Consider the following 17,830-nt stretch of genomic DNA (forward strand, 5'->3'; position numbering starts at 1 on the left):
ACCTTTTTAAGCATTTTAGGAACATAGCCCATGGTTCGTTTAAAGGCTGTTGTAAAGTGTTGTGGGTTGTTATAACCTACCGCATAAGCTGCCTCTGCAATTGTAAGACCATCCCCTTTTATAAGCGTGACCGCTTTTTCCATGCGTAGCTTTGTGATGTATTTAAATATAGTGCTCCCGTACACCAATTTAAAATCTCTTTTTAGCTTGGATTCATTAAAGCCTGCTATCACTGAAAGCTCCGCTATGGTTAGGTTCTTATTTAGATTTGTTTTTATATGGAAATCTACTTGTTGTAACGCCTCCAAGTCTGATTTTAGCAGAACATTTTTTGTAACTGAAGTTTCCTTTTCATTGGCATCAAGGAGGATATCGACCATTAGTGAAGTCACTTTAGATTGTAGGTAGGTTTTTTTCAAATGGCCGCATAATGAACAAACCATTAGTTCCTGTAAGGTCTTTTCCATCTCTGGAAGGATAGGATTGGAATGCCTCCAAAACGCATAAGGTTTACCTTTGGTAATAGCAGCATCTATTCTTTTAATGACTTCTTTATAGTCATCGCCAACTATTTTTTTAATCCGATCCAGTGTAAAATGAATTTCAAGGGTACGGTAGGGATCCCCTTCACATTTTACTGTCCCATTGGTTCTTGGCAGGTATAGCAGATTGTATTGAAATTCAGAAAATTCTACCAGCGCATCCTGAGAATCAGCAGGAATAATTCTCTTTTGCCCAGCGAATTCAAAATGTAGAACAAACACTGGGAAATTATTTGAAATCTCAAATCGGCATTCCTTAGGAATATTCAAATTGGTGTTAATTAAATAGATACCATCTAACTGAAGTTCCTTGATAACACCCGACCCTAAATGGTTATTTATATTGATGTTATTCTCGATTATTTCATCCGTTAAAAAATCCACTGAGAACTTTTTATGACAAACGCTGTTTTCAAACAATTCACTTTTAATGATCGATTTCATGGTTACCTTTTGCGTATCTAATACTTCCTTTTGCGGTAGTGTAACATGGTTGGTTACATTACATTTGCAAATCTAAAACTTATTTATATTAAATCTAAATAAAAGTTGGGAACGAATTACATAATTACTAAAGTTTTCTTACTTACGTTTCTTCTAAAGGTACTGCTCCTTCACGGACAAACCATAAAGGAGGCTACTATTCAAGGGGTTGTTCATTCTTCTCAAGGGGAACCTTTGGCATTTGCTACGGTGATGGTAAAGGACACTAAGTTTGCTACCTTGACCAATCAAGAAGGAGCGTTTGAACTGGAAGTTCCTTATGGGAGACATATAGTCTCCATATCATACATAGGATATAACCAGGTGTCTAAAACGGTAGAAACTTCTCTTGCAAGTCAAAGTGTACAGCTTGATTTTATACTTAAGGAGAGCGCAGAAGCCCTTGAGGCGGTCACGGTGAATGGCAAAAGTAAAGCGACGGCTATCGAGACGGAAGGATTTGCGGTGAATGTAATAGAAACAAAACAAGCGAGTCAACGAAATATTCAGACCAACGAGCTATTAAATACCACCGTAGGAGTTAAGATTCGTCAAAATGGAGGATTAGGTTCTCAAGTTCAATATAGCTTAAACGGGTTATCAGGTAGCGCAGTACGAATATTCATTGACGGAATTCCTATTTCGGTTTACGGCTCATCATTTAGTTTAAATAGCCTACCGCCTTCCATGATAAAACGTATTGAGGTATACAAAGGTGTGGTACCTGGCTATTTGGCAGATGATGCGCTTGGGGGTGCTATTAATATTGTGCTCCAGGAATCAGCAAAAAATCATTTAAACGCCTCTATGTCCTATGGGTCGTTTAATACTTTTCAAGCTAGTGCCAACGGATTATATCGATTCAAAGAATCTGGTTTTACTCTAAAAGGCTCCCTTTTTTATAATTACTCCGATAATGATTATGAAGTATCTGGAAGGAGTATCGTGGAAACAGGCCTTGGTGGTAAACAAACACCTATTACAGCCAAAAGGTTTAACGATGCTTATGAATCTTTGGGAGGCATGGCCCAAATTGGTTACACCGATGTAAAATGGGCCGATCAATTTTTAGTAGGGGTTACCGCTTCTGATGATTACAAGGAGATCCAACACGGGACCTTTATGACCATTATGCCGTACAAAGGAAGATTTATGGAGTCCGATGCCCTGTTAGGTAATATCACCTATCAAAAGACAGACTTTTTAACTAAGGGCTTGGAACTCAATGTGCATGGGCTATATGGAAAACGTAACCGAATGGTAAACGATACGGTCCCTTGGGCCTATAGTTGGACTGGAAAAAGAGCCATCGATTATAAGGGAGATGAGTATAAATATTCTTGGGGATCACAACAAGAGGGAGGTCCTTCTTTGGCTAAGATTAAAAGAAATGTAGCCTCTATTAGAACCGGATTGTCCTATACTATTAACGAACATCATAAGGTGTTGCTAAATCACGCCTATAGTGGTATTGATCGAGAAGATAGTGATGCGTTGAGATCCGTAAGGGAAAATACCTTTAAAGGAACCAGAGATTTACATAAAAATATTTTCTCGGCTACCTATGAACTTAACACACTACAAGGGAAACTTCGTTCGAGTGTTTTTGGTAAGTTCTACCAACAAAAAACGGTTAATTCTGACCCTTTTATAAATGACCAGACCAATGAAATAGAACAAGATGTTACCACGGCTACCGTCAATGATCAAGGGTATGGTTTTGCACTATCATATGCCATTGTTCCAGATATCACTTTATTGACCTCTGCCGAAAAAGCAATTCGTTTACCAAATGAAACCGAAGTATTTGGTAATGACGGTGATAATGTGGTTGCTAACCCTAGTATTCGACCAGAACTGAGTAACAATTATAACATTGGCTTCCGATTTGGCTCTTTTGAACTAGCAAAACACGAATTTTCCTTATCGACCAATTTTTTCGCTAGAAACATAAAAGATAGAATTGGTTTGCCTATCGAAACTTCGCTAAATGTCAATGATGAAACCATCCTTTATGAAAACCAAGGGGACGGAACCTCTAAAGGAATAGAAGGCCAACTGCACTATACTTATAATAACAATTTGGGGATCAATTTTAATGTTACCCGATTTGATTTAACCATTAATAACCGCGGGGTGGAGGTAGATGTGCCAAATACACCATTTTTCACTATGAATGCTGGGGCGCATTATACCATCGGAAATCTATTTCAGAAAAGTTCGCTGTTAAACCTGTTTTACAGCTTTTATTATACCGATGCGTTTTCATACTTGGTTCCACAAGGGAAAAACACCGTAGGAGATGAATTTTTCAAAGTGCCTGAGCAAATTGTGCAAGATTTTGGACTGAGCTACACCTTTCCCAATAACAACTTTGTACTGAGCTTTGATGTTAAAAATATCTTTGATAAACCCGTCTATGATAATCTATCAGTACAAAAACCTGGTAGGGCTTTTTACTTAAAATTAAATTATATAATCAACAATTTTTAACCCAATAAATACATTAAAAAGATGAAACGAAATTTTCTAACGTATAGAGCAGTGGTGGCCTCCATTCTTGCAGTCGGACTATTGAGCGCTTGTAGTAGTGATGATGGTCCTGGTGAGGAAATACAACCAGATCCAACAGATCCTATCGAGGACATTCGATGGATTACCATAGCTGCCGCGAGAATGGGAGATAACCCAGGAGATGGTAATGGAGGAACGTTAATTTACTCCCTTAGAAGTGAAGAAGCAAAGGATCCAACTGTTTCTATTGAACCATTTGATAATGGATTTATTGTACCTTCCAATAGAACTGCCAGATTACAAGCCTCAGAGGATGGAAATACGATATTCAACATTAGCTATGCAGGTGATACTGGAGGAAACTACACCAAGTACACGGTGGAGGGCGGTCAAAACTTTGCACCAACTGGATCACAGGTAAATATTGCACAATACGTGGGTTCTGCACCAAGATGGATTAAATTATTTGATGGAGATAAGACTGGTGCTGCGGTGTATGTTTCCACTGAACATCAGTTTGATGATAACGGTACACCAGATGTGTCAACAGATGATACTTACCTACGCACCGAGGCGACAATGGGTGTTGTTACCTTAGATTTAGAAAATTCAGTGATCAATAAATTCGAGGAGCACAGCATCGCGCTAAGTCCAGAGGAGGAAGCAAAGGGATACTATATCTCTAGAATTGATATGCCTACTTTAAATGCAGCTGGTGATAAATTGTACATCGGTGCACGTTTAAGTAAGGTTGACCCTGCAACTGCTGAAAGAGATAACGATTACGAAATTTTAGGATCTAAAACCATTGTATTGGATTACCCATCACTTTTAAATCCAACTATTATAACCTCTACAGTGGGACATGGGAACACCAATGGCTACCGTAGTATTAATGCTTTCGAGGTGGATGGAAGTGTTTACCAAGCCAATCAAGGCGATCCAGAAGGTTCCTACATCTTAAAAATTGGATCAGACAATAAATATGATGATTCTTATGTCTTTAATTTGGATCAGGCTTTAGGGGTTGAAGATGCCTATATTTTAGCCTGGAGACCTGCTGCCAATGGCAAGGCTGTGTTGGCTTATCGTCATGCAGGTTCAGCAGAAGGGGTTGCTGGAGCGCAAGGGTTCTTCGCACTAGTGGACTTAGAGGCTAGAACGGCTGAGAAAATTACAGAGATCCCTTATGATCCAGACTTCTATTTATTCCAATACCAAGGTTTTGCAGTTGATGGAAATGAAATATATCTAACCCAAGCTCCTGTTGGAGAAAACGGTAACATTTATGTGGTGGATACCGAAACTGGTGAAGTAACTAAAGGTGCAGAGCTGGTGAATGTCCCAGGAAGTCATTTTATAGGAGCATTTTAATAAAAATACAACGAGTAATTACTATAATTCCAGGGGAATTCCTCTGGAATTATTTACATGTTAGAACAGACGCTTTCAAACACCTAAAAAGATGAAAAGACAAACCATTAAAATCTTCTTTTTGAGCATTGTTGCTTCAATGACCATTGCCACAAGCATGGCTCAAAATAAAGCTCCAGAAAACCCATTTATGGATAGAGACTACTGGGCTACTACCCCAAGTATTGCTGAAATCGATGCTAAAATCGCCCAAGGATATTCCATAACCGAGTCCAATCGCGGTGGTTATGATCCCGTTACATTTGCAATTTTTAGCCAGAATCCACCAGCTACCATAGCGCATCTATTGGCGCAAGGGAATGATGTAAACAAACGTACACACGATTCGAGAACCTATCTTTTCTGGGCTGCCTCGAGAGGGTATTTAGATATTATGGAGCTCCTACTAGATAAAGGTGCAAGAACAGACTTAAAAGATTCTCATGGGTATACAGTAGCCCAATTCGCTGCGGCTTCTGGTCAGGATAATACATCAGTTTATGAATTTTTGATTAAAAACGGTGTAGATCTTGTAGGAGAAAAAGATCATGATGGTCGTGAGGTGATTTTAATTGCTGCACCAAGAGTAAAGAACTTAGACTTAATTGACTATTTTATTGGTAAAGGCATGGATATCCATACCACTGACGATAATGGAAATGGGATATTTTCGTATGCCGCACAAGGTGGAAATATCGATGTGTTAAATGCCTTAATCGACCGTGGTGTGAACATTAAAGCTAATCACAACACAAAAGAGAATGCCATGTTATTTGCAAGCAGAGGGGGCAGAGGAACAAGCAATAGCCTAGCGCTATTTAAGTATTTAGAAGGTCTTGGGATCGATCCTAATGTTACCTCTGTTGAGGGTGTTACTCCTATTCATAATTTAGCCCGCTCTTCTAAAGACATAGAAATCTATGATTATTTTATCGCAAAAGGTGTTAATCCAAATGCAGTAGATACCAACGGGAACACAGCTCTTATAAACGCTGCTTCTAGAAATAATCTTGAGATCATAAAATACCTAACTCAAAAAACAAGTGATATTGACCATCTGAACCAAGATGGATATTCCGCTTTAGCTTTTGCAGTTCAGAATAACTCTGCTGAGGTGGTTTCTTATCTACTCTCAAAAGGGGCTAGTATTAATCAAGTGGATAAAAAAGGGAATAGTTTAGTCTACCACCTTTTAGATACCCGTGGGCTCCCTAAAGATTTTGACCAGAAGGTAGTGGCTTTAAAAGCTAAAGGGTTGGATTTCACCAAGACTCAAGAGCAGGATAAAAATCTATGGCACCTAGCTGTTCAAAAAAATAATCTGGCGCTTTTACAAACGGTAAGTAAGTTAGGGGCTGATATTAATGCTAAAGACAGTCAAGGAAATACACCACTTCACTATGCGGCATTACAGACCGATAATGTGGAACTTTTGAAATTTTTATTGTCAAAAGGAGCGGATAACAGTCTTACCACGGGTTTTGGAGAAACACCTTTTGAACTAGCAAGCGAAAATGAGCTTTTAGTGAAAGGTGGAGCAGATTTGAACTTTTTAAAATAACTAATTCGCAGTTTTATTACAATGAGATCTTTAGGTAAAATAATACTATTATTAGCAATTGCAATGCTAACCCAGGCGTATTCTCCACAAAGCGCTACGGCGCATATGCCGCCAGTAAACTACAAATGTCTCATCCAAATGATGAACTATACAGGGGAGCGCGCTTATGTGGTGGTATCACTTATAGACCCTAATGGGGAATATGTGAAAACATTATACATGCAAGGGGATGACAAAGAGTGGTTTGCAGATCTTAAAAATTGGTGGCAATTCAGTAGTGGCATTAATGAGAACATAGATGCCATCACGGGAGCGACCATTGGAAATGGGCAGCGTAATATTATTTCATTGTCCTTTGACCCATCAGAGATTGATAGTGGATATACCATTCGTTTTGAATCGGCAGTTGAAAATCAAGAGTATTTTGCCATAGACGCTGAGGTGCCCCTTCAGAGTGAAACCATCAAAAATAAAGTGGATGGCAAAGGTTACATACGTCACATTCGCATGATGCCAAATTAAACACCTACTTATGACTCTTTCAATATGGCGATACAGCCACTTAATATTAGCAATAGTTTCTTCTTTGTTCTTATTGGCCGTTTCAATTACAGGGACGATTTTGGCTGTTGAACCCATATTAAACAAGCTTCACCCGTATAATATTTCAACTGCGGGTGAGCTTACTTTGTCAAAGACACTCCATACCTTAAACTCGAGTTACGATGAAATCCTTTCAATCTCCCAGGATCGCAACGGATTCGTAAGTGTTACCGCTATAATTGACGGAAAAACAGAGCAGTTCTACGTTGATCCCTTTACTGGAGAGAATTTGGGACCACTTATTGAAAAAGCACCTATTTTTCAATTTAGTACCAACTTACATCGTTCGCTGTTTTTAAAAACAACGGGGCGTTTTTTAATAGGATTGGTGTCATTTCTGTTACTTTTAATTGCCCTATCGGGTATTGTATTAATTGCTAAACGGCAGGGAGGGATGAGGTATTTCTTTTCTGCAGTGGTTCGTGAGAACTACTCCCAGTTTAACCATGTGGTGTATTCGCGATTAACATTGATACCCATATTAATTATATCGCTCTCTGGAATTTATTTATCCTTATTGCGTTTTCAAATTATTCCAGAACCACAGCTAGTTCACCAAATTAATTATGACACTTTAAGTGAGGAACCTCGATTGGCGTATGAAGCATTTGAGCTTTTTAAAAATACACCATTAAGTGAACTAAAAGATTTGGAATATCCGTTCTCTGAATTTGTAGAGGACTACTATTTGGTTCGTCTTAAAGATAGGGAAGTGCTTTTGAATCAATATACTGGTGAGGTCCTTGCTGAAGATAAAAATCCTGTGATCAATACAATTTCTGCTTGGGCTACTGTGTTACATACAGGGGAGGGGAGTATACTTTGGAGTGTGGTTCTAGGTCTTGGAACCCTTACGATCCCCTTTTTAATGGTAACCGGCTTTATAATTTATTTTAAACGACCTAGGAATCGTATTAAAAATAAATATGATACCAATGAAGCGGAATATGTGATCCTTGTGGGAACAGAAGGCGGAACCACATTACAGTATGCACAAGAATTTCATCAGCGTTTACTTACTTGTGGTAAGCGCAGTTATTTAGGACAGATGAATCATTACAAGGAGTTTAGTAAGATGCAGCATTTGGTGATTATAACGTCCACTTACGGCCAAGGAGAGGCTCCTATAAGCGCAGCAAACTTTTTAGAATTACTAACCAAGCATTCTCAAATAAATCCTTTTGTTTTTTCCGTGGTTGGTTTTGGTTCGACTTCGTATCCTAAATTCTGTCAATTTGCTTATCAGGTACATGATGCTCTTGAAGGCTTAAAAATAGCAGAAGCAACAGCACCTGTATTTACGGTGAATGATAGATCTTTTGAAGCGTTTTCTTCTTGGGCTTCTACATGGGGCACTAAGGAGGAGGTCAATTTGCAGTTGGATAAAAGTGCAATTAACCTTCCAAAAAAACAACACACGGATTTTGTGGTGGTAGATCGATTGACCAAGGATGATACCTTTCTACTTACTTTAAAAAATACCAATGGTATTAAAACGGCCTCTGGTGATTTATTATCGGTCACACCTAAGGTGGATGGTCGTGAACGGCTGTATTCTATAGGGGATCTTGGTCAAGGTCTGTTAGCTATAAGTGTAAAAAGGCATCCCAACGGGGTGTGTTCTAATTTACTTGGTGATCTTAAGCAAGGTGAGGTATTGTCTTGCGGTGTGGTAAAAAATCCACATTTCCGACTACCTAAAAAAGCAAAAGAAACGGTGCTAATAGCCACAGGGACTGGGATTGGTCCTTTTTTGGGGATGATTCAATCCAATACTTCCAAAAAGCCCCTCTTAAAAAGGAACCATGGTAATAGTAAGCCCAAACAAAAGCTTCGTCTTTATTGGGGTGGTAAAAATCCAGCCTCTTTAGAGCTATATGAATCGTTCATTGATCAGGCACTTGCAGAAAAGAAGTTGGATCGCTTTATTCCAGCGTATTCTCGGCTGGATCCTCAAAAGGTTTATGTGCAACATCTGATAAAAAGAGATGGTCTTGAAATTGCGCAAACCCTAAAGTCAGGGGGATGTGTGATGATTTGTGGATCTATTGCCATGCAGGATGAGGTGATAAAGGAATTGCAGGGAATATGTAATTGTTATCTCACCAAAGATCTTAGTTATTTTCAGAACAAGAAGCAGATTAAGATGGATTGTTATTAGTAAGTTGCCTGAGGAAGTGCTTTGAACTTCATAGTGATAGCATTGCAAGGAATTAGGCAACATGTGCTCCACAGAAAGAACGCCTATTCAGCAGTGCTTAATAGATCAAAATACTGATACCGCTAACTCACTAAAATCAGCAAGTTGATCAACTTAAGCCCAAATGTATGGCTTATTTTGAAATACGAAAAGATGACTTCGCATGCGTATTACTTTGGTTTATCTATTTTTAAGATTTTTAATTCCTTTAATTTTTTTGTCCATTGTGCGTCATCCATGAGGACTTGTTCATTTTTTTCTAATATGATATACCGCTGGTAGTTGGCTGGATAAAGGTTCAGCAACTTTTGTTGTACATCCATGATATCTCCGAGCTTCATGCTTTTTGTACCGTAAATTCGGTACACTAAACGTTCATTTTCTAAGATGGAATGGTTGTTTACAATTTAGCTAATGTGTTTTTTAATATTCTTTGGGAGTATATTGACATGATTATTAATGCTTACCGTTTTGCTGGGTGAAACCAGAATATCTATATACAGAGGCTCTTCGTTACCGCTTACATTGTTTTGACTGGAGGCGCTCAATGAGAGTATTAGACTAAAGAGGATGTAAATTGTTTTTTGGAGCATTTTGATTGGTTTAAATGGTTTATAGTTCTTTAAATGATCTTGGTTATAAAAGTTCTTCTAGTTTGGCTTCAAGATCGTTTAGGTTAGTGGTGTATCTTCCGAGGATAACTCCATTTTGATCCAGAAGAATATACTGAGGGATGGATGTAAAGTTTAAGATGCTTTGGACCTGATCTTTTACTTTTGGTGGGTTATTAATATAATGTAGCCAACCTTCTAGGTTTTCTTTTTCAATACTCCTTTCCCAGGCTTCTTCCTTTTTATCAATAGAGATCCCAATGATGTCAAACCCCAAGTGGCGATAGGTTTTATGGAGGGTTTTTAATTTTGGAATATTTTGAAGACAATGCTTGCACCAGCTTGCCCAAAAGTCTAATAGGTGGTACTTTCCTTTTAGACTATTGAGATCTAATAGGTTTCCTTTAATATCGATCGCATTAAATGGAGGTATTTTATCACCTGTTCCATAAGATTTTCTTGAGTTTAAGAGTGTTATTATTTGATCTCCAAACAAACTGTTTTTTACATCCTCATTGTAATTCTCAAAAATTTCTTTAACATAAGCTGTTTCTAGAGTTTTGAAATATCGCTTTAAATAATAGAGCCCAATTGGGGAGCCCTTATGGTTAAGACTATAATCTAGATTGATTGATTTTATGGAGTCTAATAAGGTGATCCTTTTGTTTTCCATATCATCAAGTTTGGCAATATCAATGGCATCAGCCTCCTCTTGCTGCCTTTTATTCATAAGAGACATTCGATCCTTTAGAGCCGTGTTTATCTTTATGTACATGTCATTGAGCTCTTTTTCATGTGCTAAGTGCTCCTGTTGTACGGATGAACCGTTAAATTTTGTGTTTTTAAAATCTCCTTCAGTAACTGTAATGGACAATTCTCCCGGTTCAATAAAAAACAATGTCACGGGCATTATTTCTAGAGGATTTTGCGGCGTTTTTTCAAACCATAATGAGGCATCACTCACTTTGTTTATATATCCCTTTGCTTTAAATTTTCCATCAATAATCTCAAGGGTATCCTCTATTGGGTTGGCTGCGGAATCCTTGTATTTAAAAATGACATAAGATGATTCATCTCCATGATAAGTTCCTGATAATTTGAATTCATTGGTGCTTTCTTTAGTTATGCAACTTGTGAAAATAATTCCTAGATTGAGAAGAAGGTAGAGCGGGTAGTGGTGTATATGTTTATCCATGGTGGGTTGATCTTTTAAATACATCATAAATGCAACGATTCCAGATGTTTATAGTTGTAGATCCAAATTACAATAATTATGCCATAACTAACTGTGATACAGTAATAGAGACCTCATTATTTTAAATTCAGTTATTTTCTGAGTAATCGTACCAGGACTTCTCTAATTAGAAGAATTATGTTTTTTCGAATAAAGATTAACAATTTTGTTAGAACGACATGTTACTGAGTGGATTCTTACAAAACTGCTTTTGGTGAATATTATAAGGCTGCTTACAAATTGGTATTACTGTTGATTTGCAGTAGTACTTTTGGATTTAAATATACCATCCATCAAAGTGATGCATGAATTATGTTTTCCGTAAAAATAAAATTCAATTCCGTTAATACAAAAGGTTATTTAAACGATTTGATAGGGTAGCGAAGGTGATTGATAGAGAACGTACTGACCGCAAGAATACCCATATTAATTCAGCGGCAATGGAAAAATTGATTGCTGCTTTTAATCATTTATAAGATCAATGAATTGGTCAAAGGTTAACGTTGTATTTGATCCTATCATATAAATATTAAAAGGCAGTGTAAGCTCTTGGTAAGCTACACTACCTTTTAAACTTCATTTATTCATAATTATACTGCGGAAACCCATTGATCTTTAGTGGGTGGGAGGAAAGCAGTGATCCCCTTGGTTAATAATTTTTCTTTTTTTAACATATAATCTGATATTAATTTTTTGAACTTTGCATTATGAAATTGACTTTGAAAATCAAGCTATTGCCTACAAATGATCAGGCCGCATTGCTCCTTCAAACTATGAGGGTAGCGAATGCTGCCTGCGATATCATTGCTGAGACGGCATGGCAAGAAAAGATTTTCAATAAAATTAAATTGCACCACCAGGTCTATCATCCGCTCAGATCCACATGTAAGCTTTCTTCTCAAATGCTGATACGATCTATTGCCAAGGTTTGTGATGCGTATGCCTTGGACAAGAAAACAAAACGCAAATTCAAACCACTTGGCGCCATCGCTTATGATGCTAGAATTATGACCTACAAACCAAACAATGTGGTTTCGTTGTGGTGTCTTGGAGGTAGACAAAAAATTAATTTTGTGTGCCATAAGCCTGAACATTTCGCTCTTATCAAGGGAGAAGCGGACCTGGTTTACAAAAAAGGAAAATTTTTCCTTTGTCAAACCATAGAAGTTCCCCCAGAAGAAACGAAAGGCGTGGATGATTTTATAGGGTGCGATTTTGGAATCACGGATATCGTTGTAACCTCTGATAGTGTTAAGCATCCTGCTGATGGGCTTAACACTTACCGTGAACATCGGCAAAAGGTTCGGAGTTCTATTAGGGCAAAGACAGACACTTCTAAACGTTCTACTAAAAGAAACTGTAGGAAGTTGTCCAAACGGCTTCAAGGCAAGGAAAGAACTCACGCAAGCATTATGAACCATACTATTGCAAAAGCTATTATCCTTACTGCTAAACAAAGTGGTAAAGGTGTTGCTATCGAAGACTTGACTAATATTAGGTTTACGTCTAAACGAAGAAACAAAAAGTTTAGAACCAAACTTGGACGGTGGTCTTTTGGACAACTTCGTTTGTTTCTGGAGTACAAGGGATTGCTTTATGGTGTCCCTGTCGTGGTTGTTGATCCAAGGTACACGAGTCAGACCTGCAATGTATGTAAACATATTGGTAAACCAGCCAACAAGCACTTTAAGTGCAGCAACTGTGGAAGCTATATGGATGCTGATGCGAACGCATTGATCAATATAGCTACCCTTGGAGGCGCCGTAAACCGCGCCAGAAAATCGAATGCTATGTCTTGCACTATTGCTCATATGGCTTCAGGTTTAAAACCCAATCCATCGCTACGCGTGGTTGGGTAGTTTATTAATAATTTGAACCTCCAAATAATGGTGCAAACTCAAATTATGAGTGCTATTAGTATATACCACACCCAAATAATAGGTACCTGTTTCCCAACTTTTTTCGGAGTTGATTGGATTACCTACAGGTGTATTGTTATCCACCAAAGCCCCTATTGTAAACTTAGGTGCCGATCTTATTTGTCCACCCTTACCATCAAAAACAATATTTCCAAAAGTGAATACATCCTGTTCATTTTGGTGTTCATAAACATCGTAAACAATGGCCTTTGAAAAATCAATGTCTTCAACAGTTTCAGGAAAATGATTAGCGTCTTTTTTAATCAACAATATATACACCTTTCCATCGTCCTTTACATTGTTAATGAATATTTGCGATGTAAGAACTTCATCTTTGGATAGTTGTACGCCTTCTGGGTTTTCCAATAACTCATTTACATAATGAGAATCCCCCTGATCAGTCTGTATTATCCAGAGATAAAGCATGGGTTCTACAGGTAGATTCGATGCTTTTATCAAGCTTATTTCTTTTTGATCTTCTAAAATGGTACCGTTTTGATCATTTACTAGAATTACAAAATGATAATCTCCCTCAGGAGCGTCGCTTGGAATATCAAAGTGTTTGTGAACATTGGTGTTTTTCATCCCTTGAAATTCGTCCCAGGTGATTTCAAAGGACCACTTGTGATCGTATGTCTGATCGTTTTTCCCTTCAATTTTCACTTGAATATTTCCGAGAGCTTCTCCAGCGATCACATCCATATCAAAATGAAAGTCGCGTCCTATTACACCAATTCCATTGTTCCCTGAACCGATTTCGATATGTTCAATAATGGGTTTGGGTAGCTCAATTTCGAGCGTATCATCATCACTACAGGAGCTAAATATTCCAACCGTAAAAAATAGAGTGAATAGCCTAAAACCGTTTAGTTTTAAAAGATAATTGCTTTGTAAATTCATGAATTTATTTTAATTAATTATTCAACAATTTTAATATCAACTGAAGTTCTGGACTGCCAACCTGTTTGGTCCGTCACAGAATAAGAACAATGGTAATCCCCTGGATCAATATCTTGCGGAATGGTGAGTTCAATCATTATTTCATAACTAGAGACATCACCTTCAATGGCATAATTTTCCATGAACACCCAAGGATTTATTGGCTGCTTCACCACGTCCAATTCGCAATCACCTTGCTGATCATCATGGGTGTGATGATCAAAATTATGATGGATGTCTAGGCTATAAGCTGCAAGTGATAGGTTATCGGTGATCTTAGCCCTAAAGGTATAGGTCTCTCCTTTAACCAAGGCCATACAAGGTTCAGGGAACCCTCCTTGATACGCAATGTTTATCTCAGGTTTATCTTGATCCTTTACTGATGTATCATCACTAGAACAAGAGGCAAAGAACAATATTCCAAAAAGGAAAAAGCATGCGCTTTTAATGCGTTTCATTCGTTTTATATTTTTATAATGATTCATTGGTAATATCAATGTGGGTTTCATAATTATGGATGTTTCCTTGTTCGTCTTCAATGCTAAAAGTCATGTGGTACTCTCCAGCGGAAGCATTCACAGGAATATCTATATGCTCATGAAATTCGGCCTCGTTAAGACCATGGTATCCTTCTTCAAATGTTTGTTTAAACTCCCAATTGGTTTCACCCTCACCTGGTGTTATTCCATGAGAATGGATATCTACGCTAATGGCGTGAATTCCAAAAACAGCCTCCACCAAAAATTCTGCGTGAAAATCACTACCTTTTATAGCTGTGGTGTCAATTGAAAACGCACTTAAAGAAATAGGTGAAAGAATCTGAAGGTGGCCATCTACTGTAGCCGTTTCTCCATTAATATCAGTTACAGTGATTTCAATATGATACTCACCAGCGGGAATATTAGTAGGAATATCTATATGCTCATGAAATGTAGGATTCATGACTTGATATTTCTGGTCCGTAAAATCCTTATTGAATTCCCAGTCTTCTTGACCTTCTTCGAGTTCAAGATCATGCGAATGAATTGACAAGGCGATACGCTGAACAGCAGCTGAGGCACTAATATCGGCTTCTAAATGGATATCAGAGCCCATATAAGCGATTCGATCAGTGGTGTGAGAAGCACCTTGGCCAAATTCAAAATTGGAAATTACAGGACTCATAATGTCCTGGGAGGCATCATCATCACTACTACAAGAGTTTAGTAGAAGTCCAAGAGTGGCTAAAAAGATTAAAGATCTGAAATTTGTTTTCATTAGATTTAATTTAAAAATGTTTGTTTTCATGTTTACTGTGTTTAATTATGTGATTGTGTTTGAAAAATTTTAATTGAAATTTCACGGATTTAATACCAATTAGAGACTACCGTAACTCATGTCCCAAATGGAAGCGTGAGCGAAAGTGATAGATTTCTACCAGGTTCAGGTATGTCAATTAATCTGTAATAATTAGTGTGGTTATAATATTTTGTATCCAACACATTGTTGATCTTAACTCGAATTTGCAGCGGCTGTTTGTTATTAGAAAAAGAAACCTCGCTTTGCAGGGAAAGGTTTAATACTTGCCAAGCATCTGTTCTTTTCTCAGGAGGTACAATTTCATCCTGAGCTGCAGTTATTCTGTACTCGGCTCCAATGGTTGGAGATTTAAAAAACAACTTATCCCCAAAAGCATAGGATGCCATTAAATTCCCGGATAAAGGTGGAGAGAAAGGCAGTCCGAAGTCTTTTTTAGGGCCGCTGGTCTGTTTGGAATACACAAATTCTGCATTTGCCTCAAAACGGAGCTTTTCGAAAAGCAATGTACTAGCACTAAGTTCCCCTCCCATTCTTAAAACCTTACTTTGAGAATATTCGTAGATCTGTAAGGTCTCATGATAATTGGACGTGGGATTTAGATAGATATAATTACTGTAGAGATTTAAAAAAGGACTCACAGCAACAGAGAACACGGGTGTTTCGTGAGCGATCTCAATATCCAACTGATACGACTCTTCAGGATCCAAATTTAAATTTCCCTTTTCATATCGATACATATGGTAGTTCACACCATCCGATGCTAATTCATTTGCCAAGGGCATCCGAAAGCTTTTTCCTATGTTGAATTTATAAGAAGTGTTGTTGTGCGTATAACTCACCCCTACTGAAGCGCTTATATTGTCAAATCGCATTTTTTTGTCTTGAGATCTTTGAACAAATTCACGGTTTTGAATCCCTTGATCAGTAGTCACCTCAGAGTCAAACCAATCATAATATGCATCGGTGTGGATTCTTCCATAATCATAACGCAGACCAGCTAAAAGGTGAAAGTTTCGACTAATTTCAAAATCATTAAATACAAAACCGCCTATATTAAAACTTCTAAAGCCTGGGATTAAAAATCCCCAACCTCCAATGTTGTTATGTTGGTGTTCTATAGTTAATCCAGTACTCAGTTTGTGACGACTTCCTATCGAGATCTGATCGCTCAAATTAAATGAATACGTATTCTTATCGAATATTCGTTCCTTACTATTAGGCGGTGTTGGCATATATCCATGAGGAGCTGGTTCTGAATATTCCGCGCGATGGTTGTTTTGGAAACCGAGGTCAATTTGAAACCTATGGTCACCCCTGAACATGGTCGTTGAATTTATTACCTTAAAATGATTCACCTTGTGAAAAGGAAAGTCGACATCGCGATTTGAAGCGTCATAATCAATCTTTGAAGAACGTACCTCTAGTCCGTGGGCATTGGCGAAAAAGCCATTTTTGCTATTCACATTGGATATAAAGGTCTCCGATTTTATCCGATCTTTTACATAACCTACACTTGCGCTCAGATTGGCTTCATTACCCGCAGTGTTTCGCAAATAATTATCATGCAAATCAAAAATGTAATTTTCATAATTGATTTGATCAGTGGGCACCTTATAGTCCCCGAAGTCCTTGTAAGTTATCCGGCCACGGTAAAACCACGTGTTTTTTCTTCCTTGTACTCCAGTAGAAATACCGAGTAAATCATTATTGGTTTCACCAAGCATATGAACCGATCCGGAGAAAGAGTTTGGTACAGGTACCTCAGGAGCCTGGATATTTATGACCCCTGCAATGGCATCAGAACCATATAGCAATGATGCAGGGCCTTTGATGATCTCAATAGTTTCAACGCCATATTGATCAATTTCTAAACCATGATCACTGCCCCATTGCTGTGCCTGGTGCTTGATGCCATTTTGTACCACTACCACTCTGTTGAATCCCAACCCTCTGATGACTGGTTTAGAATTTCCCGAGCCAATGGTAATGGTGCTAACCCCAGGGATTTTCTCCAAGGTTTGCATCAAGCTATTTTCTCTATTGTTCTCCATATAGGATTTTGAAACCATATGAGAGATTAAGGGTGAGGCCCTTGATTTTGAATTCTTTTTCTGGCTGTAAATTTCTATATCATCAAGAAAGGTGATCGAAGGTTCAAGCAGTACCGCTATAGTGGTGCTGCTTGATAGGGTAATAGTATCGGTAATATACCCTAAATGGGAAACTTTAAAAGTGTAGGTCCCCTGGGGTAGATGATTCATTTGAAACGTACCATCATGTGATGTGATCGCAAAGGCTTCTTCACCGATTATGGAAGCCCCTTCTATGGGTTGAAAGCTATGGGCGTCTTTAACAACTCCACGGATTGGAAAAGATTCTTGTGCAAAAACTGAGGTGCACAAGGATAACAGTACACTTGTACTCCAATATTTAAAATGCATATTTGAATAACTATAAGATTTGACAAATGCTTCTAAAGTGTTGAGACTTTCTAAATCCTATACATATAAAA

Annotated in this window: 13 protein-coding genes; 6 read left to right on the forward strand and 7 right to left on the reverse strand. The window is 38.0% G+C overall.

Annotated elements, in window-relative coordinates:
* On the reverse strand, positions 1 to 986 hold a 986-nt coding region (locus tag VKY50_RS06325; protein WP_324300006.1), incomplete at its 3' end, for a helix-turn-helix domain-containing protein.
* A 105-nt stretch (positions 987 to 1,091) separates the two neighbouring features.
* Between VKY50_RS06325 and VKY50_RS06330 the strand changes: the two genes are divergently transcribed.
* The 5 genes from VKY50_RS06330 to VKY50_RS06350 all read left to right on the forward strand — a co-directional run bounded on the left by VKY50_RS06330 (position 1,092) and on the right by VKY50_RS06350 (position 9,277).
* On the forward strand, positions 1,092 to 3,518 hold the full coding sequence (locus tag VKY50_RS06330; RefSeq protein ID WP_324300008.1) for a TonB-dependent receptor: 2,427 nt from the start codon (positions 1,092 to 1,094) through the stop codon (positions 3,516 to 3,518).
* A 21-nt stretch (positions 3,519 to 3,539) separates the two neighbouring features.
* Positions 3,540 to 4,913, forward strand: a complete 1,374-nt coding sequence (locus VKY50_RS06335) for a hypothetical protein (RefSeq protein WP_324300010.1) — start codon at positions 3,540 to 3,542, stop codon at positions 4,911 to 4,913.
* 91 nt (positions 4,914 to 5,004) lie between these two features.
* Complete coding sequence (locus tag VKY50_RS06340) at positions 5,005 to 6,513, forward strand: ankyrin repeat domain-containing protein (protein WP_324300011.1); 1,509 nt, start codon at positions 5,005 to 5,007, stop codon at positions 6,511 to 6,513.
* A 21-nt stretch (positions 6,514 to 6,534) separates the two neighbouring features.
* On the forward strand, positions 6,535 to 7,035 hold the full coding sequence (locus tag VKY50_RS06345) for a DUF2271 domain-containing protein (RefSeq protein WP_324300013.1): 501 nt from the start codon (positions 6,535 to 6,537) through the stop codon (positions 7,033 to 7,035).
* 10 nt (positions 7,036 to 7,045) lie between these two features.
* Positions 7,046 to 9,277, forward strand: coding sequence for a PepSY domain-containing protein (locus VKY50_RS06350; RefSeq protein ID WP_324300015.1), 2,232 nt, complete (start codon positions 7,046 to 7,048; stop codon positions 9,275 to 9,277).
* 209 nt (positions 9,278 to 9,486) lie between these two features.
* Here VKY50_RS06350 and VKY50_RS06355 read toward each other — a convergent pair whose 3' ends face one another.
* Together VKY50_RS06355 and VKY50_RS06360 are read right to left on the reverse strand one after the other, a co-directional pair.
* Positions 9,487 to 9,657 (reverse strand): hypothetical protein, encoded by a 171-nt coding sequence (locus tag VKY50_RS06355; protein ID WP_324300017.1) that lies wholly within the window; start codon positions 9,655 to 9,657, stop codon positions 9,487 to 9,489.
* 295 nt (positions 9,658 to 9,952) lie between these two features.
* On the reverse strand, positions 9,953 to 11,122 hold the full coding sequence (locus tag VKY50_RS06360) for a TlpA disulfide reductase family protein (RefSeq protein ID WP_324300019.1): 1,170 nt from the start codon (positions 11,120 to 11,122) through the stop codon (positions 9,953 to 9,955).
* Positions 11,123 to 11,868: 746 nt separating this feature from the next.
* Between VKY50_RS06360 and VKY50_RS06365 the strand changes: the two genes are divergently transcribed.
* The gene (locus VKY50_RS06365; protein ID WP_324300021.1) at positions 11,869 to 13,020 is read left to right on the forward strand and encodes an RNA-guided endonuclease InsQ/TnpB family protein; all 1,152 of its coding nucleotides are present in this window, start codon (positions 11,869 to 11,871) and stop codon (positions 13,018 to 13,020) included.
* On the opposite strand, the gene VKY50_RS06370 is transcribed toward VKY50_RS06365, so the two are convergent.
* The 4 genes from VKY50_RS06370 to VKY50_RS06385 form a co-directional block, all read right to left on the reverse strand.
* Positions 13,003 to 13,980 carry a DUF4625 domain-containing protein gene (locus tag VKY50_RS06370; RefSeq protein ID WP_324300023.1) on the reverse strand — a complete coding sequence of 326 codons (978 nt, stop codon included), beginning with the start codon at positions 13,978 to 13,980 and terminating at the stop codon, positions 13,003 to 13,005. The two genes, VKY50_RS06365 and VKY50_RS06370, sit on opposite strands and share 18 nt — an antisense overlap.
* A 17-nt stretch (positions 13,981 to 13,997) precedes the next feature.
* Positions 13,998 to 14,477, reverse strand: coding sequence for a DUF4625 domain-containing protein (locus VKY50_RS06375; protein WP_324300025.1), 480 nt, complete (start codon positions 14,475 to 14,477; stop codon positions 13,998 to 14,000).
* Between the two features lie 13 nt (positions 14,478 to 14,490).
* Positions 14,491 to 15,276, reverse strand: coding sequence for a DUF4625 domain-containing protein (locus VKY50_RS06380; protein WP_324300026.1), 786 nt, complete (start codon positions 15,274 to 15,276; stop codon positions 14,491 to 14,493).
* Between the two features lie 116 nt (positions 15,277 to 15,392).
* Positions 15,393 to 17,759 (reverse strand): TonB-dependent receptor, encoded by a 2,367-nt coding sequence (locus VKY50_RS06385; protein ID WP_324300028.1) that lies wholly within the window; start codon positions 17,757 to 17,759, stop codon positions 15,393 to 15,395.
* Between the last annotated feature and the right edge of the window lie 71 nt (positions 17,760 to 17,830).

It is taken from the genome of Galbibacter sp. (assembly GCF_035306585.1).
Taxonomy (GTDB): Bacteria; Bacteroidota; Bacteroidia; order Flavobacteriales; family Flavobacteriaceae; genus Galbibacter.

Excerpts from the sequence above, each read along its gene's own strand:
- VKY50_RS06335 (WP_324300010.1), top strand. The coding sequence starts at position 3,540 with ATGAAACGAAATTTTCTAACGTATAGAGCAGTGGTGGCCTCCATTCTT.
- VKY50_RS06340 (WP_324300011.1), top strand. The coding sequence starts at position 5,005 with ATGAAAAGACAAACCATTAAAATCTTCTTTTTGAGCATTGTTGCTTCA.
- VKY50_RS06345 (WP_324300013.1), top strand. The coding sequence starts at position 6,535 with ATGAGATCTTTAGGTAAAATAATACTATTATTAGCAATTGCAATGCTA.
- VKY50_RS06350 (WP_324300015.1), top strand. The coding sequence starts at position 7,046 with ATGACTCTTTCAATATGGCGATACAGCCACTTAATATTAGCAATAGTT.
- VKY50_RS06355 (WP_324300017.1), bottom strand. The coding sequence starts at position 9,657 with ATGAAGCTCGGAGATATCATGGATGTACAACAAAAGTTGCTGAACCTT.
- VKY50_RS06360 (WP_324300019.1), bottom strand. The coding sequence starts at position 11,122 with ATGGATAAACATATACACCACTACCCGCTCTACCTTCTTCTCAATCTA.
- VKY50_RS06365 (WP_324300021.1), top strand. The coding sequence starts at position 11,869 with ATGAAATTGACTTTGAAAATCAAGCTATTGCCTACAAATGATCAGGCC.
- VKY50_RS06370 (WP_324300023.1), bottom strand. The coding sequence starts at position 13,980 with ATGAATTTACAAAGCAATTATCTTTTAAAACTAAACGGTTTTAGGCTA.
- VKY50_RS06375 (WP_324300025.1), bottom strand. The coding sequence starts at position 14,477 with ATGAAACGCATTAAAAGCGCATGCTTTTTCCTTTTTGGAATATTGTTC.
- VKY50_RS06380 (WP_324300026.1), bottom strand. The coding sequence starts at position 15,276 with ATGAAAACAAATTTCAGATCTTTAATCTTTTTAGCCACTCTTGGACTT.
- VKY50_RS06385 (WP_324300028.1), bottom strand. The coding sequence starts at position 17,759 with ATGCATTTTAAATATTGGAGTACAAGTGTACTGTTATCCTTGTGCACC.